The 22,364-nt window shown below is 66.0% G+C and carries 18 protein-coding genes; 9 read left to right on the plus strand and 9 right to left on the minus strand.

Annotated elements, in window-relative coordinates:
• Positions 1-19 precede the first annotated feature (19 nt).
• From MKK62_RS21290 to dnaE, 5 genes are all read left to right on the plus strand, one after another.
• Entirely contained in the window at positions 20-1,036 is a 1,017-nt protein-coding gene (locus MKK62_RS21290; RefSeq protein WP_240257980.1) for an SDR family NAD(P)-dependent oxidoreductase, read from the plus strand.
• Positions 1,037-1,043: 7 nt separating this feature from the next.
• On the plus strand, positions 1,044-1,847 hold the full coding sequence (locus MKK62_RS21295) for an SDR family NAD(P)-dependent oxidoreductase (RefSeq protein ID WP_240257979.1): 804 nt from the start codon (positions 1,044-1,046) through the stop codon (positions 1,845-1,847).
• 189 nt (positions 1,848-2,036) lie between these two features.
• On the plus strand, positions 2,037-2,468 hold the full coding sequence (locus MKK62_RS21300; protein ID WP_240257978.1) for a type II toxin-antitoxin system Rv0910 family toxin: 432 nt from the start codon (positions 2,037-2,039) through the stop codon (positions 2,466-2,468).
• A gap of 78 nt (positions 2,469-2,546) precedes the next feature.
• A complete protein-coding gene (locus MKK62_RS26480) occupies positions 2,547-5,498 on the plus strand; it encodes an MMPL/RND family transporter (RefSeq protein ID WP_286670870.1) in 2,952 nt (983 codons plus the stop codon).
• A 66-nt stretch (positions 5,499-5,564) separates the two neighbouring features.
• Positions 5,565-9,104: a DNA polymerase III subunit alpha gene (gene dnaE / locus MKK62_RS21315; RefSeq protein ID WP_240257977.1), complete on the plus strand. Its 3,540-nt coding sequence runs from the start codon at positions 5,565-5,567 to the stop codon at positions 9,102-9,104.
• 125 nt (positions 9,105-9,229) lie between these two features.
• Here dnaE and MKK62_RS21320 read toward each other — a convergent pair whose 3' ends face one another.
• Entirely contained in the window at positions 9,230-10,180 is a 951-nt protein-coding gene (locus MKK62_RS21320; protein ID WP_240257976.1) for an MBL fold metallo-hydrolase, read from the minus strand.
• The gene (locus tag MKK62_RS21325) at positions 10,173-10,613 is read right to left on the minus strand and encodes a PPOX class F420-dependent oxidoreductase (RefSeq protein ID WP_240257975.1); all 441 of its coding nucleotides are present in this window, start codon (positions 10,611-10,613) and stop codon (positions 10,173-10,175) included. The genes MKK62_RS21320 and MKK62_RS21325 overlap by 8 nt, the downstream gene beginning before the upstream one ends.
• A 58-nt stretch (positions 10,614-10,671) precedes the next feature.
• Between MKK62_RS21325 and MKK62_RS21330 the strand changes: the two genes are divergently transcribed.
• The gene (locus MKK62_RS21330) at positions 10,672-11,067 is read left to right on the plus strand and encodes a MerR family transcriptional regulator (protein ID WP_240257974.1); all 396 of its coding nucleotides are present in this window, start codon (positions 10,672-10,674) and stop codon (positions 11,065-11,067) included.
• A 98-nt stretch (positions 11,068-11,165) separates the two neighbouring features.
• Here MKK62_RS21330 and MKK62_RS21335 read toward each other — a convergent pair whose 3' ends face one another.
• Complete coding sequence (locus tag MKK62_RS21335; protein ID WP_240257973.1) at positions 11,166-12,401, minus strand: metal-dependent hydrolase family protein; 1,236 nt, start codon at positions 12,399-12,401, stop codon at positions 11,166-11,168.
• A 12-nt stretch (positions 12,402-12,413) separates the two neighbouring features.
• Positions 12,414-13,235 (minus strand): class I SAM-dependent methyltransferase, encoded by an 822-nt coding sequence (locus MKK62_RS21340; protein WP_240257972.1) that lies wholly within the window; start codon positions 13,233-13,235, stop codon positions 12,414-12,416.
• 34 nt (positions 13,236-13,269) lie between these two features.
• Between MKK62_RS21340 and fadD11 the strand changes: the two genes are divergently transcribed.
• The 3 genes from fadD11 to ilvA are packed head-to-tail and all read left to right on the plus strand — an operon-like array spanning position 13,270 to position 16,879.
• Positions 13,270-15,102: a fatty acid--CoA ligase FadD11 gene (gene fadD11 / locus MKK62_RS21345; RefSeq protein WP_240257971.1), complete on the plus strand. Its 1,833-nt coding sequence runs from the start codon at positions 13,270-13,272 to the stop codon at positions 15,100-15,102.
• Between the two features lie 21 nt (positions 15,103-15,123).
• Positions 15,124-15,561, plus strand: a complete 438-nt coding sequence (locus MKK62_RS21350) for a nitroreductase family deazaflavin-dependent oxidoreductase (protein ID WP_240257970.1) — start codon at positions 15,124-15,126, stop codon at positions 15,559-15,561.
• 28 nt (positions 15,562-15,589) lie between these two features.
• On the plus strand, positions 15,590-16,879 hold the full coding sequence (ilvA, locus tag MKK62_RS21355; RefSeq protein ID WP_240257969.1) for a threonine ammonia-lyase IlvA: 1,290 nt from the start codon (positions 15,590-15,592) through the stop codon (positions 16,877-16,879).
• A 9-nt stretch (positions 16,880-16,888) separates the two neighbouring features.
• Here ilvA and MKK62_RS21360 read toward each other — a convergent pair whose 3' ends face one another.
• Genes MKK62_RS21360 through treY form a run of 5 tightly spaced genes read right to left on the minus strand, consistent with a single transcriptional unit; the run spans position 16,889 to position 22,364 of the window.
• The gene (locus MKK62_RS21360; protein ID WP_240257968.1) at positions 16,889-17,569 is read right to left on the minus strand and encodes an ANTAR domain-containing protein; all 681 of its coding nucleotides are present in this window, start codon (positions 17,567-17,569) and stop codon (positions 16,889-16,891) included.
• A gap of 57 nt (positions 17,570-17,626) precedes the next feature.
• Positions 17,627-17,860: a ribosomal L7/L12 family protein gene (locus MKK62_RS21365; protein WP_240257967.1), complete on the minus strand. Its 234-nt coding sequence runs from the start codon at positions 17,858-17,860 to the stop codon at positions 17,627-17,629.
• 28 nt (positions 17,861-17,888) lie between these two features.
• Positions 17,889-18,314: a hypothetical protein gene (locus MKK62_RS21370; protein WP_240257966.1), complete on the minus strand. Its 426-nt coding sequence runs from the start codon at positions 18,312-18,314 to the stop codon at positions 17,889-17,891.
• A gap of 41 nt (positions 18,315-18,355) precedes the next feature.
• Positions 18,356-20,074 carry a malto-oligosyltrehalose trehalohydrolase gene (gene treZ, locus MKK62_RS21375; RefSeq protein WP_240257965.1) on the minus strand — a complete coding sequence of 573 codons (1,719 nt, stop codon included), beginning with the start codon at positions 20,072-20,074 and terminating at the stop codon, positions 18,356-18,358.
• Positions 20,067-22,364 (minus strand): malto-oligosyltrehalose synthase, encoded by a 2,298-nt coding sequence (gene treY, locus MKK62_RS21380; RefSeq protein WP_240257964.1) that lies wholly within the window; start codon positions 22,362-22,364, stop codon positions 20,067-20,069. The genes treZ and treY overlap by 8 nt, the downstream gene beginning before the upstream one ends.

Below are 22,364 nucleotides of genomic sequence, written 5' to 3' on the forward strand. Positions count from 1 at the left end.
AAAGGGGAGCGTGAAAGCTATGAATTTGGGTGATCTGACCGGCCTGGTCGAGAAGCCGATCGCCGCGGTGTCCCACCTGGTGAACACGCCGAACTCGGCGGGTCGATACCGGCCCTTCTACCTGCGCAACCTGCTCGACGTGGTGCAGGGCCGCACGCTTCACGACGCGGTCGACGGCACGATCACCCTGATCACCGGCGGCTCGTCGGGAATTGGTGAGGCTGCGGCCAAGAAAATCGCGGACGCCGGCGGCGAGGTGGTCCTGGTGGCCCGGACCCAGGAAAACCTGGACAAGGTGGCGGACGAGATTCGCGGTCACGGCGGGACGGCGCACGTCTACCCGTGCGATCTGACCGACATGGACGCGATCGCCGCCATGGCCGACAAGGTGCTTGCCGACCTCGGCGGGGTCGATATCTTGATCAACAACGCCGGCAAATCGATCAGGCGATCGCTGGCATTGTCCTACGACCGCATCCACGATTATCAGCGCACCATGCAGTTGAACTATCTCGGTGCGGTTCAATTGATCCTCAAGTTCGTCCCGGGTATGCGGGAGCGCGGTTTTGGGCACATCATCAACGTGTCATCGGTCGGTGTGCAGACGCGGGCGCCCCGATTCGGCGCGTACATCGCCAGCAAGGCGGCGCTGGACAGCTTGTGTGACGCGCTACAGGCCGAGGTGGTCGATGACGGCGTCAAATTCACTACCGTGCACATGGCGCTCGTTCGTACGCCCATGATCAGCCCCACCACTATGTACGACAAGTTTCCGGCGCTGACACCGGACCAGGCCGCCGGTGTGATCGCCGACGCGATCGTGCAGCGGCCCCGGCGAGCCAGTTCGCCGTTCGGCCAGCTGGCCGCGGTGGTCGATGCGGTCAACCCAGCGGTGATGGACTTGGTGCGCAACCGGGCCTTCACCATGTTCGACGACTCGTCGGCCGCCAAAGGTGACCAATCCGACGACAAGGCAACCACATTCGACCACCGCAGCGAGAACTTCGTGCGGGCCACCCGCGGAATCCATTGGTGAGGCAATCATGAGTCTTGGCAAACCGACCAACCAGGCGGCGGTCGTCATCACCGGGGCATCGTCCGGCATCGGCACCGAACTGGCCCGCGGGCTGGCGCGACGAGGCTACCCACTCCTGCTGGTCGCCCGCCGGAAAGAACGCATGGACGAGTTGGCCGAAGAACTGCGGGCACAGTACTCGATTGATGTCGAGGTGCTGCCACTCGATTTGTCCGACGCCGGTGCCCGGGAGCAATTGGCCAGCCGGCTACGCACCGAACCCGTTGCAGGCCTGTGCAACAGCGCCGGCTTCGGCACCAGCGGCGTCTTTCAGGAACTGCCGATCGAACGGGAAACCGAAGAGGTCGTCCTGAATTCGCTCGCGCTGATGGAACTGACCCACGCGGCGCTTCCGGGCATGGTCGAGCGGGGATCCGGCGCTGTGCTCAACATCGCATCGATCGCCGGCTTTCAGCCGATGCCCTACATGGCGGTGTATTCGGCCACCAAGGCGTTCGTGCAGACGTTCTCCGAGGCCGTGCACGAGGAATTGAGCGGGACGGGGGTGTCGGTGACGGTACTGTGCCCCGGCCCGGTGCCCACCGAGTGGGGCGAGATCGCCAACGCCGAGCGGTTCAGCATCCCGATCGCCCAGGTATCGCCGCACGACGTCGCCGAGGCGGCAATCGCCGGAATGGTCGACGGTAAGCGCAGCGTGGTGCCGGGGATCGTGCCGAAAGCAGTCAGCATCGGTGGCCGGTACATGCCGCGCACCCTGCTGCTGCCCGGCCTGCGGATCGGCAACCGCTTGCGCGGCGGGCCCAGCCGCTAGCACGGCCGCCCGATCGCGTTTTCACTTCCGCCACGTGCGCCTCTACGCCGGGCGGGCGGCGATCTGCCCGCCTTCGAGCGACAACTGCGGTCGCCGAATCCGATTGTCGCTGTGAGGCGGGCACAACGCCCGACACTTCCCGGCTGGTGCCTAACCGGATGGGGCGGCTCACCGGATAGGGTCACGCGGATGGCCAAAGTCGACGTCACGGCCGAGGTGCCGATGAGCCCCCAGGACATGTGGGACCACGTGTCCGACCTGTCCGCGCTGGGCGACTGGCTGACCATGCACGAAGCGTGGCGCAGCGAGCTGCCCGCGGAATTGAGCGAAGGCGCGCAGCTCGTCGGGGTCGCGCGCGCGAAGGGTTTTCGCAACCGCGTGACATGGACGGTCACCACCTGGGATCCGCCGCATCGGATCGCGTTGTCCGGATCCGGCAAGGGTGGTGCCAAGTACACCGTGACGCTGAGTGTTTCGCCCACCAAGCAGGGCTCCACGCTGGGTGTACGCCTGGATTTGGGTGGGCGCGCGTTGTTCGGTCCGGTAGGCGCAACGGCGGCCCGGGCCGTCAAGGGCGACGTCGAGAAGTCACTGAAGCAGTTCGTCGAGCTGTACGGATAGCGCGGCCACTGACCGGGCGCGGCGACCCGCTGCGGCCGAAGGCGCTCGATATTTAGCCAACCGGAGTAGCCTGACCGGGTGTTACGGGGGGCTCGCGAAGCGACAGATGCCGACGGCAGGGGTGTCTTCGGCTGGATCGGCGTGGTCGTGCTGCGGTGGCCCTGGGCGGTCATCGGATTCTGGATCGCACTGGCCGCCGTGCTGGCGGTGATCTTTCCGCCGCTGACCGAGATGGCGGCCAAGCGACCGGTCCCGATCCTCCCGCCCGACGCTCCCGTGCTGCAGACGACCAAACAGATCTCCGAGGCGTATCACCAGTCGGGCTCGGAAAACGAGAACGTCCTCCTGGTCGTGTTGACCGACGACGACGGACTCAGCCCCGCCGACCTCACCACCTACCGGACGCTGGCCAACAATCTGCGGCCGGACACCCGCGACATCGTCATGCTGCAGGACTTCGTGCACACCCCGGCCCTGCGCGACGCGATGACCAGCAAGGACCACAAAGCCTGGTACATGCCGATGGTGATCTCTGGCGGCGTCGGCACGCCCGAGCTGCATGAGGCGTTCGGTCGAGTCTCCGACATCGTCAAGAAATCGGTCGCCGGGTCGACGCTGACGGCGCATCTGACCGGCCCCGCCGCCACCGGCGACGACCTGATGTACATCGGTATCCGCGACATGCACGTGATCGAGACCGCGGTTGCCCTGATGGTCTTGGTCATTCTGTTCGTGATCTACCGAAATCCGCTGACGATGATGCTGCCGCTGGTCACGATCGGCGTGTCCATCGGGGTCGCCCAGTCCATCGTGTCCGGCGTCGCCGAGCTCGGTCTGGGTGTGTCCAGCCAGACCATCACGCTGATGACGACCATGATGGCCGGCGCAGGCATCGACTACGCGGTCTTCCTGATGAGTCGCTATCACGACTACCTGCGGCTCGGCATGGATTCTGGTGAGGCCGTGGCCAAGTCACTGACGTCGATCGGCAAGGTCATTGCGGGATCGGCGGCGACGGTGTCGATCACCTTCCTCGGCATGATCTTCACCCAGCTGGGGGCATTCAAGAATGTCGGCCCGGCCCTGGCCATTTCCATTGCGGTGGCGTTGTTTGCGGCCGTGACGTTCCTCCCGGCACTGATGGTGCTGACCGGCAAACGCGGATGGATCAAGCCGCGAGGCGATCTCACCAGCCGCTTCTGGCGGCGTTCGGGCATCCGAATCGTCCGCAAACCGGTCGCCCACTTGGCGGGCAGCATGGTCGTCCTGCTCGTTCTGGCCGGCTGCTCGATGTTCGCCCGCTTCAACTACGACGACAGCAAGACCCTGCCGAAGGATGTCGAGAGTTCAGTCGGATACGACACGCTGGCTCAGCACTTTCCGTTGAATGCCACCATCCCGGAGTATCTGGTCGTCCAGTCGTCGGAGGATCTCCGCAAGCCGCCCGCGCTCGTCGAGCTGAAACAGATGGAACAGCGGGTCAGCCAGATGCCCGACATCGCCGCCATTCGGCCGGCTCCCGTGCCCTCGGCGAAGTCGAACGATCACAAGTCGGCGGCCGACGGCACGCTTCCCGACACGGTCGGCAGCGCCGGCGGTAAGTCCAGCGAAAAGCCGGGCAACAAAGATCTCGAGGGCGCCGACGGCTTTCCCAATGTGGCGGCGCTGCTGTATTCGGTGTCGGCCAGCGGATCGGTCGACCTGACCCCAGACCTCGCCAGTCTCGGACTGCCGCCCGGCATGACCCTGCCGACCACACCGGCCGCGCCGGCCAAGTTGGCCGACGACACCGCGATGTTCGTCAGCACCGTACGCGGGCTCGGTTTCGCGATGTCGGTCGACATCGCCGAGATCGCCAACACCGTCAACGCTGCACCAGTGACCGTGCTGGACGTCGTGGCAACCGCCGACCGGGACGGCGGAGCGCTCAAGAAGATGTCCGAGTTCGCCGAGCAGCTGTCGTCGTTCCCCGACGAGCCGTCGATGGAGGCGGCGTCGCGCGAGGTGCGCCGCATCGTCACCAACGCCCGCAACGACCTCCGAATGCTCGCCAACGACCCGCCTCTCGGCAAGGACGGCACGGCTCCCTCGCCGCAGGACGCGCACACCTACGGCGACGCGGTGCAGCAGATGATCGACGAGGTCAAAGCGTTGATCAAAGACACCTCGCACACCGGAGGCGGGCTGAACAGCGCTTTGACCGCGTTCATCTCACCCGACGGCCACACCGCGCGGTACTTGGTGCAGACCAAGCTCAATCCGTTCGCCACCGAGGCGATGAACCAGATCCACGACATCACCGACACCGCCCGCGGCGCCCACCCGCGGCCGCTGATGAAAGACGCCTCGATTTCCGCGTCCGGCGTCACCGCGATGCTGCGAGACACCCGCGCCTATTACGGGCAGGACATCAACCTGATCATCGTGATGACGATCCTGATCGTGTTCCTGATCCTCGTCGCGATTCTGCGTGCGGTGGTGGCGCCGCTGTATTTGATTGCCTCCGTTGTGCTTTCGTATCTGTCGGCGCTCGGTGTCGGCGTGATCGTGTTCCAATTCATGCTCGGGCAGCCGCTGACGTGGAGCATCCCGGGTCTGACCTTCATCGTGCTGGTCGCCATGGGCGCCGACTACAACCTGCTGCTGATCTCGCGGCTGCGCGAAGAATCACCGCATGGGATCCGCGCTGGCGTCATCCACACGGTGAGCTCAACCGGCGGTGTGATCACCGCGGCCGGTGTCATCTTCGCGGCGTCGATGTTCGGCATGCTGTTCGCCAGCATCAGCACGCTGGTGCAGTGCGGTTTCATCATCGGGACCGGCCTGCTGCTGGACACCTTCCTGGTGCGCACGATCACGGTGCCCGCTATCGCGGTGCTGGTCGGCAAGTGGAACTGGTGGCCGTCCAAGCCACCTCCGCCCACGCCTCGCGAGCGGATCACAAAGCCCGACGAGCCCGGCAGCGCGGACGTGCACTCCGATGGCCGGCATGCCAAGAGCGACTCCGACACCGTGGCGATCAGCTCCTAACTCGGTAAGACACACTCCGCGACACGCCGGGTGCGTGTCGGTGCGCGGTCATAGACTGGCGTCCCTATGAGCAAGTCTTTCGTGCACCTGCACAACCACACCGAATACTCGATGCTGGACGGTGCCGCGAAGGTCTCGCCGATGCTCGCCGAGGCGCAGCGACTGCAAATGCCCGCAATCGGGATGACCGACCACGGCAACATGTTCGGCGCCAGCGAGTTCTACAACGCGGCCACCGCCGTCGGTATCACCCCGATCATCGGCATCGAGGCCTACATTGCGCCCGGATCCCGCTTCGACACAAAGCGGGTCCAGTGGGGCGATCCCGGGCAGAAGAGCGACGACGTGTCGGGCAGCGGCGCCTACACGCACATGACAATGGTCGCCGAGAACGCTCGCGGCCTGCGCAACCTGTTCAAGCTGTCGTCGCTGGCCTCGTTCGAGGGTCAGCTGGGCAAGTGGTCGCGAATGGACGCCGAGCTGATCGCCGAGCATTCGGCCGGCATCATCGCCACCACCGGCTGTCCGTCCGGTGAGGTGCAGACCAGGCTGCGGCTGGGCCAACACCGGGAGGCGCTGGAGGCGGCCGCCAAGTGGCGAGAGATCTTCGGGGCTGACAACTATTTCCTCGAGCTGATGGACCACGGGTTGTCCATCGAACGCCGGGTGCGCGACGGCCTCTTGGAAATCGGTCGCGCACTGGACATCCCGCCGCTGGCCACCAACGACTGCCACTACGTCACCCGCGACGCCGCGCACAACCACGAAGCGCTGCTGTGTGTGCAGACCGGCAAGACGCTCACCGATCCCACCCGGTTCAAGTTCGACGGCGACGGCTACTACCTCAAGTCGGCCGCCGAGATGCGCGAAATCTGGGACGGACAGGTCCCCGGTGCGTGTGACTCCACGCTGCTGATCGCCGAGCGCGTCACCTCCTACGCCGAGGTGTGGGCGCCCAAGGACCGGATGCCGGTGTTTCCGGTGCCTGACGGACACGACCCGGCCTCGTGGCTGCAGCACGAGGTCGAGGCCGGGCTGCGGCGCCGGTTTCCCGACGCGACGCCCGACGGTTACGCCGAGCGAGCCGCCTACGAGATCGAAGTCATCTGCGACAAGGGTTTTCCGTCGTACTTCCTGATCGTCGCCGACTTGATCAACTACGCGCGGTCGGTCGACATCCGGGTTGGCCCGGGCCGTGGCTCGGCGGCCGGGTCGCTGGTGGCCTATGCGCTGGGGATCACCGACATCGACCCCATCGAGCACGGACTGCTGTTCGAGCGGTTCCTCAACCCCGAGCGTGCGTCGATGCCCGATATCGACATCGACTTCGACGACCGCCGGCGCGGTGAGATGGTGCGCTACGCCGCCGAGAAGTGGGGCTCCGACCGGGTCGCCCAGGTGATCACTTTCGGCACCATCAAAACCAAGGCTGCTTTGAAGGATTCGGCCCGGATCCACTACGGCCAGCCAGGTTTTGCGATCGCCGACCGGATCACGAAGGCGCTGCCGCCGGCGATCATGGCCAAAGACATTCCGCTCTCTGGGATCACCGACCCCACCCACGAGCGGTACAAAGAGGCCGCCGAGATCCGCGGCCTGATCGATACCGACCCGGATGTCCGCACGATCTATCAGACCGCCCGCGGGCTGGAAGGCCTGATCCGCAACTCCGGCGTGCACGCGTGCGCGGTGATCATGAGCAGCGAGCCGCTGACCGACGTGATCCCGCTGTGGAAGCGTGCGCAGGACGGCGCGATCATCACAGGCTGGGACTATCCGTCGTGTGAGGCGATCGGCCTGCTGAAGATGGACTTCCTGGGGCTGCGCAACCTCACCATCATCGGCGACGCGCTGGTCAACATCAAAGCCAATCGCGGCATCGACCTCGATCTGGAATCTGTTCCGCTCGACGACCCGGCCACTTTCGAATTGCTCGGCCGCGGTGAGACATTGGGGGTGTTCCAGCTCGACGGCGGCCCGATGCGGGACCTGCTGCGGCGGATGCAGCCCACCGGGTTCGAAGACATCGTCGCGGTGCTCGCGCTGTATCGGCCTGGCCCGATGGGCATGAATGCGCACAACGACTACGCCGACCGCAAAAACAACCGGCAGGCGATCAAGCCGATCCACCCGGAACTCGAGGAGCCACTGCGCGAGATCCTCGCCGAGACCTACGGCCTGATCGTGTATCAGGAGCAGATCATGCGCATCGCGCAAAAGGTCGCCGGTTACTCGCTCGCCCGAGCAGACATTCTGCGCAAGGCCATGGGCAAGAAGAAGCGCGAGGTGCTCGAGAAGGAGTTCGAGGGCTTCTCGGAAGGCATGGCGGCCAACGGGTTTACGGCCAAGGCTGTCAAAGCGCTGTGGGACACCATCCTGCCGTTCGCCGACTACGCGTTCAACAAGTCGCACGCCGCCGGCTACGGGCTGGTGTCCTACTGGACGGCCTACCTGAAGGCGAACTACCCCGGCGAATACATGGCGGGCCTGTTGACATCGGTCGGCGACGACAAGGACAAGGCCGCGGTCTACCTGGCCGACTGCCGCAAGCTCGGTATCACCGTCCTGCCGCCGGACGTCAACGAATCGGGGCTGAACTTCGCCTCGGTGGGCACCGATATCCGCTACGGCCTGGGCGCGGTGCGCAACGTCGGCGCGAATGTCGTTGCGTCGCTGATCAAGACGCGCACGGAGAAGGGCAAGTTCACCGACTTCTCCGACTACCTGAACAAGGTCGACATCGCGGCGTGCAACAAGAAAGTCACCGAGTCGCTGATCAAGGCCGGCGCCTTCGATTCGCTCAAGCATCCGCGTAAGGGCCTGTTCCTGGTTCACACCGATGCGGTGGAGTCGGTGCTCGGAACCAAAAAGGCCGAGGCGATGGGGCAGTTCGACCTCTTCGGCGGCGACCCCAACGACGGGGGAGCGGGCGCGGACGCGGTGTTCACCATCCGGGTTCCCGACGAAGAATGGGACGACAAGCACAAGCTCGCACTCGAGCGAGAGATGCTGGGCCTGTACGTGTCCGGGCACCCGCTCAACGGCGTCGCGCACCTGCTGGCCACCCAGGTCGACACCGCGATCCCGGCGATCCTGGACGGTGACGTCGCCAACGACACGATGGTGAAGGTCGGCGGCATCCTGGCATCGGTGAACCGACGGGTGAACAAGAACGGGATGCCTTGGGCCTCTGCGCAATTGGAAGACCTCACCGGTGGTATCGAGGTGATGTTCTTCCCGCACACCTACTCCGCGTTCGGAGCTGACGTCGTCGACGACACGGTGGTGCTCGTCACCGCGAAGGTCGCGATCCGCGACGACCGGATCTCGCTGATCGCCAACGATCTGGTGGTGCCGGACTTCAGCAACGCGCAGGTGAATCGGCCTTTGGCGGTCAGCCTCCCGACGCGGCAGTGCACGATCGACAAGGTGAGTGCGCTCAAACAGGTCTTGTCACAGCACCCCGGGACGTCGCAGGTCCACCTGCGCCTGCTCAGCGGAGACCGGATCACCACGCTGGAGTTGGACCCGTCGCTGCGGGTGACGATGTCACCGGCATTGATGGGTGACCTCAAAGCGCTGCTCGGCCCGGGCTGTCTGGGCTAGCGGAGCGGCGCCTGGGCGTTGAGACTGCGGCTGGCCGCAGTTTCGCGGCCGAGGGCGCGGCTGGCCGCCGTTTCGGGGCGAGCGTGAGGCTGCCTTCACGTTCGCGTCCCAACGTGAGACTGGCTTCACGTTCGGCGTCCGTCTGGGGTACCTGGGCGGTCCGAAAGTCTCAGCCTCGCTTGGTGATCGTGGGTCGGGATGATCCGAACGCGGTGGCGAGCCAGGTGGAGTCGCTGCAGGGTCCGATAGGTCTCGTCACGGTCTTCGTCGACCAATACGCCGGGATAGGCGGACTTCTGTCTTACGTGTTGGATTTGTAGCTCGTGCCAAGCGGCGTCGCCGGCGATCAGGATCCACCCGTGCTCGGTGTGCGCCAGCACGCCGACGCTGCCTGGGGTATGGCCGGGTAGGTCCACCAGGATCACCGAGCCGTCGCCGAACAGGTCGTGTGATCGAGTGAAGGTCAGCACCGGCGGTCCGTCCAACTCGTAGTCGACCACCGGGCGATCGCGCAAGGAGTCGCGGACCCCGCCCACCGGTGCGACGGACCCGGCACTCACCCACTCCCGTTCGGTCCGGTGCAGGTGCACGGGAAGTCCGGGGAGATCCAGCAGGCCGCAGATGTGATCCCAGTGTGCGTGCGTCGGCAACGCGAAATCCATTGGCGGCAAGGCCGACTGAGCGAGCCCGGTGATGGTCGGAACAGCGTCTGGGGGCGGATGCACTGCCGCCCTCAGCACCGCGGGTAGTTGGGCGATCGCCCGCTTCTCGACGTCGAGGCACAACGCCGGATCGACCGCGAAACGCGCCTGCGGGTGGCTGACGACGAACGTGGTCATCGCGTTGTCGATGCGCCTGGGCGAGAAAACCCCCTCGACGATCATCGCCGTCGGCACCGAGCGTGGCACCTGTGGCAGCGCCGTGACGGTGACGGTTGCCCCGGGATTCGGTAGTCCGGCGTCCACGACGCTGCGGAGGAACCGCTCGTCGGCCCGCCGGGGCCGCAGCGAGCCGAGGACCAATCCCGCAGCGGCCGAGCAGCATTGGCGAAACCCGGGTGTGCGGACGTCAGCCATCGGCCAGCTCTACCCGGACGATCACGCTGTCGGACCAGACGCCGCGGTCACGCGAGCGTCGCACCCGCTCGCCGAGACACAGGTCTCGATGGACGTTGGTCACTCCTGGCACCTTGATCAGCGGGACGACGTTCCACTGCCAGCCGTAGCGTCGGTGCAATGCTTGGTTGGCTTCCTCAGCCTCCGCGCCGGACAGGATGGTTGCCCGGCCGGCCACTGTCGCGGTGCCGGGCCGGACGCGGCCCCGGTAGTCGCATGGGGTGAGTTCGACATCGCCGCGGGTGGTGAGGCGGCGGGTCTTGGGACCGACCTTGGTGCGGAACACCAGCTGGTGATCGTTGATAGCGAACCAGATCGGCGTGTCGACTGGGGTGCCGTCGCGGCGAAACGAGCGGAGTCGGGCGTAGCGGGCGGTGTCGAGGTCTCGTGGCATGCCACCAGTGAAAGACTTAGAGTTGGCTCTAAGTCAAGGGTCAATGTCGGGAGGTCTGATGACCGCAGGGCTGACGATCGGCAAGGTGGCCGACCAAAGCGGGGTTGCCGCGACCACGTTGCGCTACTACGAGCAACTCGGTCTGGTGCGGGTTCCGGTGCGAGTCGGTGGTCAGCGCCGCTACGACGAGTCGGTGCTGGCTCGTCTCGAAGTGATCGCGCTGTGCAAGTCGGCCGGGTTCACGCTGGACGAGATCCAGGTGCTGTTTGCCGACGACGCGCCGGGCCGGCCCGCGAGCAAGGCGCTCGCGGAGGCCAAGCTGATCGAGATCGACGCCCGCATCGAGTCGTTGACGCGTGCCCGGGCGGTCATCGAGTGGGGGATGCGCTGCAGGTGTCCGTCGATCGAGGCGTGCAGCTGCGGTATTCACCCGCCGAAGCAGCCTCGAACATGACGCCAGTGTCACACTCGCGCGTTGACGGCGGCGGCGAGACTGCGGCTGGCCGCACATTCGCGGCCGAGAGCGCGGCGGACCGCAGTTTCGCGTCCGAATCACGTCGAATCCTTGACGATGACACCTTCTTTCATCACGAAGTCGACTCTGCCGGTGGCCTCGATGTCGGTGAACGGATCACCTGGCATCGCGATGAGGTCGGCGATCTTGCCGTCGGCGATCACGCCGACGTCGTCGAGGTTGAGCAGCTCGGCGGCCACGCTGGTGGCGGCACGTAACGCACGCAGGGGCGTGATACCGGTGGACACCATCATCGGGAACTCCAGCCAATTGTCTTGGTGCGGGAACATTCCGGCGTCGGTGCCGAACGCGATCTGCACCTCGCTGGCGGCCAACGAATCCGCCGCGTCCAGCAACGCGCCGCGATATTTCAGCATCTTGCGTCGCGAGTGCTCGGGAAGGGCCGCCCACAACGGATCGTCTTCGCCCTGGCGTGCACCGGACAGGATCGTGTATTGCGTCGGCACCATGAAGACCCCGGCGTCGTGCATCATCTGCAGTGTCGCCGGCGATGCCAGATTCCCGTGTTCGATGCTGCGCACCCCGGCGCGGACGGCGCGCTGAATGCCCTCGTCGCCGTAGCTGTGTGGGGTGACCGGAACACCGAGGTCGTTGGCCGTCGCGACGAGGACGTCCATCTCCTCTTGACTGTAGGTGGCGTGCCCGGGATCGTCCGACGGCGACGCGAAACCTCCGGTGGCGCCGAATTTGATCCAGTCGGCACCGGCCCGGATCTGCTGTCGGACCCGGACGCGGATCTCGTCGGCACCGTCGGCGGCGGCCAGTTCCAGTGGGCGACAACATCCTTGGTATTGCCCGGCGACCATCCCGCTGAAGTCACCGTGCCCGCCGCGGGCGGAGATCAGGTGCGGTGCGACGACCATCCGCGGGCCCTCGATCAGACCGGCGGCTATGGCGTTGCGCAGGTCGATGGTGGGGTAGTCGACGTCGCCGCAGCCGACATCGCGGATCGTGGTGAACCCGTTGTGCAGCAGGGCCTGCAACACCGGTAACGCCTTCAAAGCCTTGGTGGTGGCGGAATCGAGTGCGAGCAGCAGGCCGACCGGCGGTGCCAGCGTGACGTGGGTGTGGCAGTCGATGAAGCCGGGTGTCACCGTGTGGCCGGTCAGGTCGACCATCTGCGCGTCCGGCGGCGCCTCGACGGTGTCGGCGACGCGGTGAACGCGGCCGTCGACGACCAGTATCTGCCGTGGCTGCGCCTGCGTCGCGAGGCCGTCCCATACGTTCGCGCCTGTGATCACAGTCGCGGCCATAGTCGTCCCTTCCTAAAAGCGGTAGCGCAGGATCCGCGCGGCGCGGGCGCCGGATTTGGTCATACCCATCAACCGGGTGGATACCCGCGCGGCGGTGGGGTAGCGGTCGACCTCCGGAACATGCGACAGGCTGGTCTCCTCGACCAGCCGCAGCCGCGGACTCCAGCGCTCGGGAACGTGCGCGTCGCTGAATCCGCGGTAGATCCATTGATTTCCGACCGCGCCGAAGACCAGCTTCATCGCGGCAATGTTGAGCGCGCTGACGCGTCCGTAGTCGTTGATGGCTAGTTCGCCGCTGTGAAAATGGTCCGGAATGTGGCGGAACAGGTTGACGAGCAACGACTCTGAGACGAAGGCGACCAGTCCGTCGGCGATCAGGAAGGTCGGCCGATCGGCCGGGATGAGGTCGGTCCACGCGTTGTCGGCCAGCGACGCCGCGATCGAGTGCGCGCGGGCATCGGCGGGAACCACCTCGTCACGCAGAGCGATGACCTTCGGCAGGTCCACGTTGTACCAGTCGACGGTGGGCGGTGGCATGACACGCTGCATGGGTGTCGCCAGGCCGGCGCCGAGATCCACGACGACGGCGTCGGGGTGCTCGGCAATAAACCGACGAACGCGGTCGTCGAGGAGCTTTCCGCGCAGCGCGGTCTGGCGGATGGCACTGGCCGGAACCCCCAGACCGTCGAAGTCGTAGTCGATCTTGGCGACGATGTCGTCGGCCAGGGCGTCGCCGAGTATCGGCCTGGGCCAACGGCTGTCGACCGCTCGGGCGTACTGGGTGACAAACGCGGTCTGCTCGACAGGCGTCAAGTCGCTGATCGCATTTCCCATACCCGCAAGGTACCTCGGGACTAGCCTCGGCTGAGTGACCGATTCGAATTCGAGCAGCCCGTCCACGTTGTGTGAGTCGTTCCAGCGTGTTGCCGCCGTGGACCCGGACGCTGTCGCGTTGCGCACTCCCGGCGACACCACAACCCTGACCTGGCGGGAGTATGCCGCCGATGTTCGTCGGGTGGCGGCGGGCCTGGCCGGCATCGGCGTCCGCCGAGGTGACACGGTATCGCTGATGATGGCCAACCGGGTCGAGTTCTACCCGCTCGAAGTCGGGGCCCAGCACCTCGGCGCGACGTCGTTCTCGGTGTACAACACCCTGCCCGCCGAACAGCTGACCTATGTCTTCGACAACGCCGACACCAAGGTGGTGATCTGCGAAGAGCAATACGTCGACCGCATCAAAGCCAGCGGGGCGCATCTCGACCACATCATCTGTATCGACGGCGCACCGGAGGGAACCATGTCCCTCGACGAGTTGTACGCCGCCGCGCCTGCCGACTTCGATTTCGAATCGACCTGGCGCGCCGTACAACCCGACGATGTGATCACGCTGATCTACACCTCCGGGACGACGGGCAACCCCAAAGGCGTCGAGATGACCCACACCAACCTGCTGTTCGAGGCGGACGCGCTCAGTGCTGTGCTCGATGTCCGGCCCGATGACCGCGCCACGTCCTACCTGCCGTCGGCACACATCGCCGACCGGATGATGGGGCTGTACAACCAGGAACGCTACGGGCTGCTGGTCACCGTCGTGTCCGACGTCCGCGAGATCGCGGTCGCGCTGCCCGACGCCCGGCCGACCATTTGGGCCGCGGTCCCGCGCGTCTGGGAAAAGCTCAAGGCCGCAATCGAATTCGCGGTCGCTCACGAGCCCGACCAGGCCAAGCGCCAGGCCCTGCAGTGGGCCATGTCCGTCGCGGGCAAGCGAGCGGCGGCCCTGATCTCCGACGAGCCGCTGCCAGACGACGTGGCCGCCGAATGGGCGCAGGCCGACGAACTGGTGTTGTCGAAGCTGCGCGAAAAGCTCGGACTCGACCAGTTGCGGTGGGCGGTGTCCGGCGCGGCCCCGATCCCGCGTGAGACGTTGGCGTTCTTCGTCGGTATCGGCATCCCGATTGCCGAGGTGTGGGGAATGTCCGAGCTGAGTTGCGTTGCGAGCGTGTGCCATCCGCGCGATTCGCGGCTGGGTTCGGTGGGCAAGCTGCTGCCGGGGCTGGAATCGAAGATCGCCGAAGACGGCGAATTTCTGGTGCGTGGACCGCTGGTGATGAAGGGCTACCGCAAAGAACCGGCCAAAACCGCCGAGGCGGTCGACCCCGACGGCTGGCTGCACACCGGCGACATCCTCGACGTGGACGCCGACGGCTATCTGCGGGTGGTCGACCGCAAGAAGGAATTGATCATCAACGCTGCGGGGAAGAACATGTCGCCGGCCAACATCGAGAACGCGATCAAGGCGGCCTGCCCGATGATCGGCGCGATGCTCACGATCGGAGACGGCCGTCCCTTCAACACCGCGCTGCTGGTGTTCGACGCCGACTCGGTCGGCCCGTACGCGGAACGGCACGGCGTGCCCGAGGCATCGGCCGCGGCGCTGGCGGCCCACCCGGATGTGCTCGCCCAGATTTCGGCGGGGGTGGCCGCGGGTAACGAGAAGTTGTCTCGGGTCGAGCAAATCAAACGCTTCCGTGTGCTGCCGACGCTCTGGGAGCCGGGCGGCGACGAGATCACGCTGACGATGAAATTGAAGCGACGCCCGATTGCGGCCAAATACGCCGCCGAAATCGAAGAGCTCTACGCCGCTGAGCCAGGCCCGGACGTCCACGAACCCACGCACGCATCGGCCGCCCAGCCGGCCTGACGCCGTCAGTAAGCTGAAAACATGCCACTTTCCGGAGAATACGAACCGTCGCCCTGGGACTGGTCCCGCGAGCAAGCCGAGAAGATCGCCGAATCGGGTGGAACCGAAGGCACCGAGATGCGAGGGATGCCGGTCATCCTGCTGACCACGGTCGGCGCCAAGACCGGCAAGCTCCGCAAGACCCCGCTGATGAGGGTCGAGCACGACGGCGAGTATGCCGCCGTCGCCTCGCTGGGCGGGGCGCCGAAAAACCCGGTCTGGTACTACAACATCAAAAAGAATCCGCGGGTCGAGCTGCAGGACGGAACCGTCATCAAGGATTACGACGCGCGCGAGGTAACGGGCGACGAGAAAGCCGTCTGGTGGGAGCGGGCCGTGGCGGCCTACCCGGACTACGCCGACTACCAGAAGAAGACCGATCGCCAGATCCCGGTGTTCGTGCTGACCCCTGTGCACTGAACGCGCAGCTTGGTGGCACCATTGACCGGTGTCTGCCGAACTGAGTCAGAGCCCGAGCACTCGGGGTAGTGGGCCGCTGTGCGCGGCCGACGTCGACGCGGCGGCCGCCCGAATTTCCGACGTGGTCACCGCCACGCCGTTGCAGTTCTCCGACCGGTTGTCCGCGACGACCGGCGCGAACGTCTACCTCAAGCGCGAAGATCTGCAAACCGTGCGCTCCTACAAACTGCGCGGGGCCTACAACCTGCTGGTGCAGCTGTCCGACGCGGAGCGGGCCGCCGGCGTGGTGTGCTCGTCGGCGGGAAACCACGCTCAGGGCTTCGCCTACGCCTGCCGCACGCTGGGGGTTCGGGGCCGGGTGTATGTGCCGGCCAAAACCCCGAAGCAGAAGCGCGATCGGATCCGCTACCACGGTGGCGAGTTCATCGACTTGATCGTCGGCGGGTCGACGTACGACCTGGCGGCCGAGGCGGCGCTGGCCGACGTGGCTCGCACCGGAGCCACCCTTGTGCCGCCGTTCGACGACGCAAGGACGATGGCCGGTCAGGGCACGATCGCCGTGGAGATCCTCGACGCACTGGAAGCAGAGCCGGATCTGGTGGTGGTGCCGGTCGGCGGGGGCGGCTGCATCGCCGGCATCACCACCTATCTGGCGGAGCGGACCAGCAGCACGTCGGTGCTCGGGATCGAGCCGGCGGGCGCGGCCGCGATGATGGCGGCGCTGGCCAACGGCGGCCCGGTGACGTTGGATCACGTCGACCAGTTCGTCGACGGGGCGGCGGTCAGTCGCGCCGGCACGCTGCCCTATGCGGCGCTGGCCGCGGCGGGCAACATGGTCTCGATCACCACCGTCGACGAGGGCGCGGTGTGCACCGCGATGCTCGATCTGTACCAGAACGAGGGAATCATCGCCGAGCCGGCGGGTGCGCTGGCGGTCGCGGGTCTGCTGGAAGCGGACGTGGAACCTGGTTCCACGGTGGTGTGCCTGGTCTCCGGCGGCAATAACGACGTGTCGCGCTACGGAGAAATTCTCGAGCGGTCGCTGGTGCACCTCGGGCTCAAGCACTACTTCCTAGTCGATTTTCCGCAGGAGCCCGGTGCGCTACGGCGCTTTTTGGACGGTGTGCTCGGACCGAACGACGACATCACGCTGTTCGAGTACGTCAAGCGCAACAACCGGGAGACCGGCGAGGCGCTGGTCGGAATCGAGCTGGGCTCGGCCGCCGGATTGGACGGCCTGCTCGAACGCATGCGAGCCACCGAGATGCAGATCGAGGCCATCGAGCCGGGTTCGCCGGCCTACCGGTACTTGCTGTAGGCGCTGGAATCAGCGGGTGTCGACGACCCGCTGAGCGACATCGGTCAGTGCGACGTTCATCTGCTGGGACAACTTGCGCAGCATCTCGAAAGCACCGACGGCGTCGACCTGGTATCGCTCCATCAGGATGCCCTTCGCCTGACCGATCAGGTCGCGGCTCAGCAGCGCGGATTTCAATTGTTCGGCTTCCCGGCTGGCCAGAATGGCGGCGGCGGCGTGGGCCGCCAGCACCGAGCCGATGACTTCGGAATCCGCGTCGAAACCGCCGGCTTCTTTGGAGAAGACGTTCAATGCGCCCGCGGTCCGGTCGCCGGTGTAAAGCTTGAAGGACAGGCTGCTTCGCACGCCCATCTTCCACACGGCCTGCGAATACGGCGCCCACCGCTTCTCGGTCTTGAAATCGTCGGTGCGGACCACTAACTCGTTGACCGCGGCGTCGATGCAGGGGCCCGTGCCGTGTTTCTGCTGCAAGCGGTCCAGCTCATAGATCAACTCCGACGTGCCGGCGAGCGACTCGAATTTGCCGCCCTTGGCGACTAATAACACCCCGGCGGTGTCGGCGGCCGCTAGGAGGTCGACCGCGGCCGACGTGACTCCGTCGAGGACGTGGTCGATATCGCGGGGAGCGGCTACCGAACGAGACAAGTCGGCCATCCGCTGCGCAAGTTCGAGCGTCGGTGAATTAGCCATATCCGCGCGGATTACCCAGATGCGGCCGAAGTATTCGCTCCGCGCCGCTGCTTGTTGTCAGCGAATGGCTTCGACGGCCTTCTTCGCCTCGGCCAACCCGGCGCCGGTGAGGGTGCGATATTCCTTGATTGCGCCGATCATGTTGCCCTCCCGGGCCAGCGCGACCACCGTGGCCGGCATGCCGTGGACGTGGGCGTTGGCGAACGGCACGTATGCGTCCGGAAACAGTGTCTGAAGTTGCTTTTCGATGTAATCGAGACGGGCTCGCGCGCCCTCGTCAACGTCGCTCACAGGCGAAAGCTACCTGATTCGTGGCGTGTTAGCCCAGCACTACGACCGACTCGTCGTTGGCCCGGAAGATGGGTTCCAAGGGGACTGCGAATCTCTCGGCCATCTCGGTGAGCGCCCGCGACCAGACCAGTTCGATGGTCGATACCGGCCCGCGTCCGGGGCCGGACAGCAGCAATGCCACCGTCGTTCCCGGTTCCAGGTCGTCGAGCAGCGTCCGCAACGACGACATCAGGTTCCATACGACGCGGCCGCGCGGTCGTGGCCGGACCGGGATCTGGCTGAGCGTCTTGGCGAAACAGCGGTCCGGGCCGATCAGCCCGAACCACAGCAGCCGGGTGCCAAACCCTAACGGTCCCATCAATGCTCGCCAGCGCTCACGCAGATCCTGCGTCGAATGAACTGGATCGCAGGCTGTGTGAATGGGCGGGATCGGCACTACTTCAGAGTGGGTCATCCGCGCATCTTCGCCCGGACCCGGACCTTGCTGGTAGTCAGTTATCCACAGCGCAGGATCGCGAACGAGTGCGCGGGCAACTCCGCGCCCGCCGCACCGACGGCTGGCTCCTCGGATGCCAGCACCACGTCGCCGGTGAATGGGACGGTCACCGGCCGCACCCCGAGATTGCATGCGACCGTCAAGCCGCCGCGACGTACCGCTATCCAGCGCTCGGCTTCGTCGTAATCGACGCTCATATCGTCCAGCCAGGGATCACTGAGATCGCTTTCGTTGCGCCGCAATGCAATCAGATCTTTGTACAGCTGCAGCAATCTCGCATGCTCGCCGTCGTCGAGTTCGGACCAGTTCAGCTTGGAACGCTCGAAGGTTTGCGGGTCCTGCGGGTCGGGGATGTCGTCGGCGTCCCAACCATGGTCGGCGAACTCCTTCTTGCGGCCCTCGGCGGTGGCGCGGGCCAGCTCGGGTTCGGGATGGGAGCTGAAGAACTGGAACGGGGTGGACGCGCCCCATTCCTCACCCATGAAAAGCATTGTCGTGTATGGCGAGGTGAGCACCAAAGCGGCCTTGACGGCGAGTTGTCCAAAGGTGAGGTTCTGCGACGGCCTGTCGCCGAGCGCACGATTGCCGACCTGGTCATGAGTGCAGGTGTAGGCCAGCAGACGGGTCGCCGGAATCGTCGCGGTGTCCAGCGGCCGGCCGTGGCGCCGCTTTCGGAACGACGAGTAGGTCGCGGCGTGAAAAAACGCGCGGCGCAATGTCGTTGCCAATGTGCCTAGCGACCCGAAGTCGGCGTAGTAGCCCTGGCGCTCACCGGACACCGCGGTGTGGATTGCGTGGTGGATGTCGTCGTCCCACTGCGCGGTCATACCGAGACCATGGTCAGCCCGGGCCGTGATCATCCTCGGGTCGTTCAGGTCGCTCTCGGCGATCAGCGACAACGGTCGGCCGAGTTCTTGTGCCAGCGCGTCGGTTTCGGCGGACAGCTCCTCCAGGATGTGGATTGCGGTGGTGTCGAACAAGGCGTGCACCGCGTCCAGTCGCAGGCCGTCGGCACCGAAGTCGCGCATCCAGCGCAACGCACAGCCGATGATGTACCGGCGCACCTCGTCGGATTCGGCGTCGGCGATGTTGATTCCTTCGCCCCACGGATTGCTCGCCGACGACAGATACGGGCCGAACCGCGGCAGGTAGTTACCCGACGGCCCGAGGTGGTTGAAGACCGCGTCGATCAACACCCCGAGGCCACGACGGTGGCAGGCCTCGATGAAGCGCACCAAACCGTCGGGGCCACCGTAGGGTTCATGCACGGCGTACCACAACACGCCGTCATAGCCCCAGCCGTGTGTGCCGGAGAACGCGTTGACCGGCATCACTTCGACGAAGTCGACGCCTAAGTCGACCAGATAGTCCAGCTTGTCGACGGCCGCGTCGAAAGTCCCTTCGGGAGTGAAGGTTCCGATGTGCAGCTCGTAGATCACCGCACCGTCCACCGACCGACCTGCCCATCCGTGGTCACCTGGCGCGGCGGGCTCCCACAGTTGGGAGCGCTCGTGCACGCCTTCGGGCTGACGGGCCGAACGCGGGTCGGGTAGCGGCGTCGGGTCGTGGTCGACCAGGAATCCGTAGCGCGCATCCGCCGCCGCGTCCACCGTTGCGCGCCACCAGCCGTTGTCGTCGCGGGTCATCGGTGACACCGTGCCCTCGACGTCCAGACGCACGGTTTCCGGCTTGGGGGCCCATACCGCGAATTCAGGCATCAGCACGCTCCAGCAACGCGACCGGCAGATCAGCGAACAACTCGGCTGCCGGCACGGTCCCGTGTAGGGTCGCTCCGGTCAATGCACTGGTCCACGTGCCCTCGGGCAGTGTGATCACGGTGTCTCCCCATCCGGATTCTTCGAGCTGCACCGTCCAACGGGTGACCGCCACCAACACCTCGTCACCGCGTCCGAATGCCACCACGTGATCGGCCCCGGTGCCGGTGGCCGGCATCGGGTGGTAGCCGCCGCGCAGGAAGGTGTCCGGGCGGGCGCGACGCATCTGCAGAGCCGCTTTCACGACCCGAATCTTGCTGTGTCGCAGCGCCTTCAACGCCTCACGTCGGGTGGCGTAGTCGACCGCTCGTCGGTTGTCGGGGTCGACCAGGCTGTCGTCCCACAACTCGGTGCCCTGATAGGTGTCGGGGACACCGGGAGCGGTCAGCGACAGCAGCTTCTGGCCGAGGGCGTCGTTCTCGGCATGCGGCTGCAATCGGCCTACCAGGGTGGTCAACTCCCGCGCGACCGGGCCGTCCAGCACCGCGTCGAGCCAGCCATGCACTGCGGATTCGAAGTTGGTATCGGGGTCGTTCCAGGTGGTGTGCATGGCCGCCTCGCGGATTGCCTTCTCGGCGTAGGCGTGCAGCCGCTCGCGCAAGTCCTCGGTTACGGTGCCGCCGGCCGGCCACACACCGAAGATGTTCTGCCACAGGAACAAACCGGTCGCCGGGTCAGGGGAGGGCGTCGATGCTTCCCAGCGGCCGACGAACTCGCTCCACAGCGACGGCACCTGTGAAAGCACCCCGATGCGGGCGCGGACATCCTCGCCGCGCTTGGTGTCGTGTGTCGTCAGAGCGGTCATCGCCTGCGGCCACAGCCGGGCCCGAGTGGCGGCGCTCTGATGGAATTCCGCCGCGCCGACACCGAAACGATGGGGTTCGCCGCCCACCTCGTTCAGCGACACCAGCCGAGCGTCGCGATAGAACAGGCAGTCCTCCACCGACTTGGCGGTCACCGCGCCGCACAGCTGCTGCAGCCGGGAGTCCACTTCGCCTCCGCCGGTGAACGCCGCGGTCAGTATCTGCAGCGGCTGCCGCAAATGCGGTGCGGCCGCTTCGGTTTGGGCTAACGCCGTGGGCAGCACGGCGGACAAATTCAGGTAATCGAAGCGGTAGACCTCGATGTGGCCGAGCAGCGCCGCCACCGCGTCGTCGAGTTGCGGGTGATCGCTGCCCGTGGCCGCCACGATCGCCCGATGCAAGCGGGCCAGCTCGCTACCCAAGGTGTCGGTGGCGACAGCCGCCTTGAGCTCGCGCAGCAGCGCTGGCATGGCGCTGTAATCGACGCCGGTCGACTCGTAGAGCGCGGTCAGCGCCTCGGCGCCGGCCGGGTCGATGAACACCCCACCGACCTCGCGCAGCGCGTCGTAGCCCGTGGTGCCCGCGACCGGCAGCGTCGGTTCGAGAGCCTCGTCCACGGCCAGGATCTTCTCGATCACGATCCACGCCTCGGGTCCGACCAATTCGCGTAACCAGGTCAAATACCCTGCCGGATCGGACAACCCGTCCGGGTGGTCGACCCGCACCCCGTCGACGAGTCCCTCATCGAACCACCGGCGCACCTCCACGTGGCTGGCGTCGAACACCGCCTGGTCTTCTTGACGCAATCCCGCCAGAGAGGTGATCGAGAAGAATCGTCGATAGCCGACCACGCCGCGGCGCCAGCCGACCAGCAGATAATGCTGACGGTCGTGAACGTCGGGACCGCTGCCGTTCCCGGTGCCCGGCGCGATCGGCAAGACTAGATCGCCGAGCCGCAACAGCTCGCCGTCGACCGTGAGATCGGCGACGTCGTCGTCAGAACCCAATATTGGCAGCACAATTCGGCCGTCGGCGAGGTCCCAGTCGATGTCGAAGTAGGACGCGTACGGCGACGACCGGCCGCTGCGCAACACGTCCCACCACCACGGGTTCTGCTCCGGGGAATCCACGCCGACGTGGTTGGGCACGATGTCTACGATCAGACCCAGACCGCGAGCCCGCGCTGCGGCCGACAACTTCGCCAACCCCTCGGGGCCGCCGAGTTCGGCCGACACCGTGGTCGGATCGGCGACGTCGTAGCCGTGTGCCGAGCCGGCGACCGGGGTGAGAATTGGCGACAGATACAGATGCGACACCCCGAGATCGTCGAAGTAGTCGAGGAGATTCTCGGCGTCGGCGAAGGTGAACGCGAAGCCGCTCGAGGCGCCCCGCAGCTGTAGCCGGTAAGTCGACAGTACTGGAAAGACCAT

Origin of the sequence: Mycobacterium paraterrae, assembly GCF_022430545.2 — a bacterium.
GTDB classification, from domain to species: Bacteria; Actinomycetota; Actinomycetes; order Mycobacteriales; family Mycobacteriaceae; genus Mycobacterium; species Mycobacterium paraterrae.

Excerpts from the sequence above, each read along its gene's own strand:
- MKK62_RS21290 (WP_240257980.1), top strand. The coding sequence starts at position 20 with ATGAATTTGGGTGATCTGACCGGCCTGGTCGAGAAGCCGATCGCCGCG.
- MKK62_RS21295 (WP_240257979.1), top strand. The coding sequence starts at position 1,044 with ATGAGTCTTGGCAAACCGACCAACCAGGCGGCGGTCGTCATCACCGGG.
- MKK62_RS21300 (WP_240257978.1), top strand. The coding sequence starts at position 2,037 with ATGGCCAAAGTCGACGTCACGGCCGAGGTGCCGATGAGCCCCCAGGAC.
- dnaE (WP_240257977.1), top strand. The coding sequence starts at position 5,565 with ATGAGCAAGTCTTTCGTGCACCTGCACAACCACACCGAATACTCGATG.
- MKK62_RS21320 (WP_240257976.1), bottom strand. The coding sequence starts at position 10,180 with ATGGCTGACGTCCGCACACCCGGGTTTCGCCAATGCTGCTCGGCCGCT.
- MKK62_RS21325 (WP_240257975.1), bottom strand. The coding sequence starts at position 10,613 with ATGCCACGAGACCTCGACACCGCCCGCTACGCCCGACTCCGCTCGTTT.
- MKK62_RS21330 (WP_240257974.1), top strand. The coding sequence starts at position 10,672 with ATGACCGCAGGGCTGACGATCGGCAAGGTGGCCGACCAAAGCGGGGTT.
- MKK62_RS21335 (WP_240257973.1), bottom strand. The coding sequence starts at position 12,401 with ATGGCCGCGACTGTGATCACAGGCGCGAACGTATGGGACGGCCTCGCG.
- MKK62_RS21340 (WP_240257972.1), bottom strand. The coding sequence starts at position 13,235 with ATGGGAAATGCGATCAGCGACTTGACGCCTGTCGAGCAGACCGCGTTT.
- MKK62_RS21350 (WP_240257970.1), top strand. The coding sequence starts at position 15,124 with ATGCCACTTTCCGGAGAATACGAACCGTCGCCCTGGGACTGGTCCCGC.
- MKK62_RS21360 (WP_240257968.1), bottom strand. The coding sequence starts at position 17,569 with ATGGCTAATTCACCGACGCTCGAACTTGCGCAGCGGATGGCCGACTTG.
- MKK62_RS21370 (WP_240257966.1), bottom strand. The coding sequence starts at position 18,314 with ATGACCCACTCTGAAGTAGTGCCGATCCCGCCCATTCACACAGCCTGC.
- treZ (WP_240257965.1), bottom strand. The coding sequence starts at position 20,074 with ATGCCTGAATTCGCGGTATGGGCCCCCAAGCCGGAAACCGTGCGTCTG.
- treY (WP_240257964.1), bottom strand. The coding sequence starts at position 22,364 with ATGGTCTTTCCAGTACTGTCGACTTACCGGCTACAGCTGCGGGGCGCC.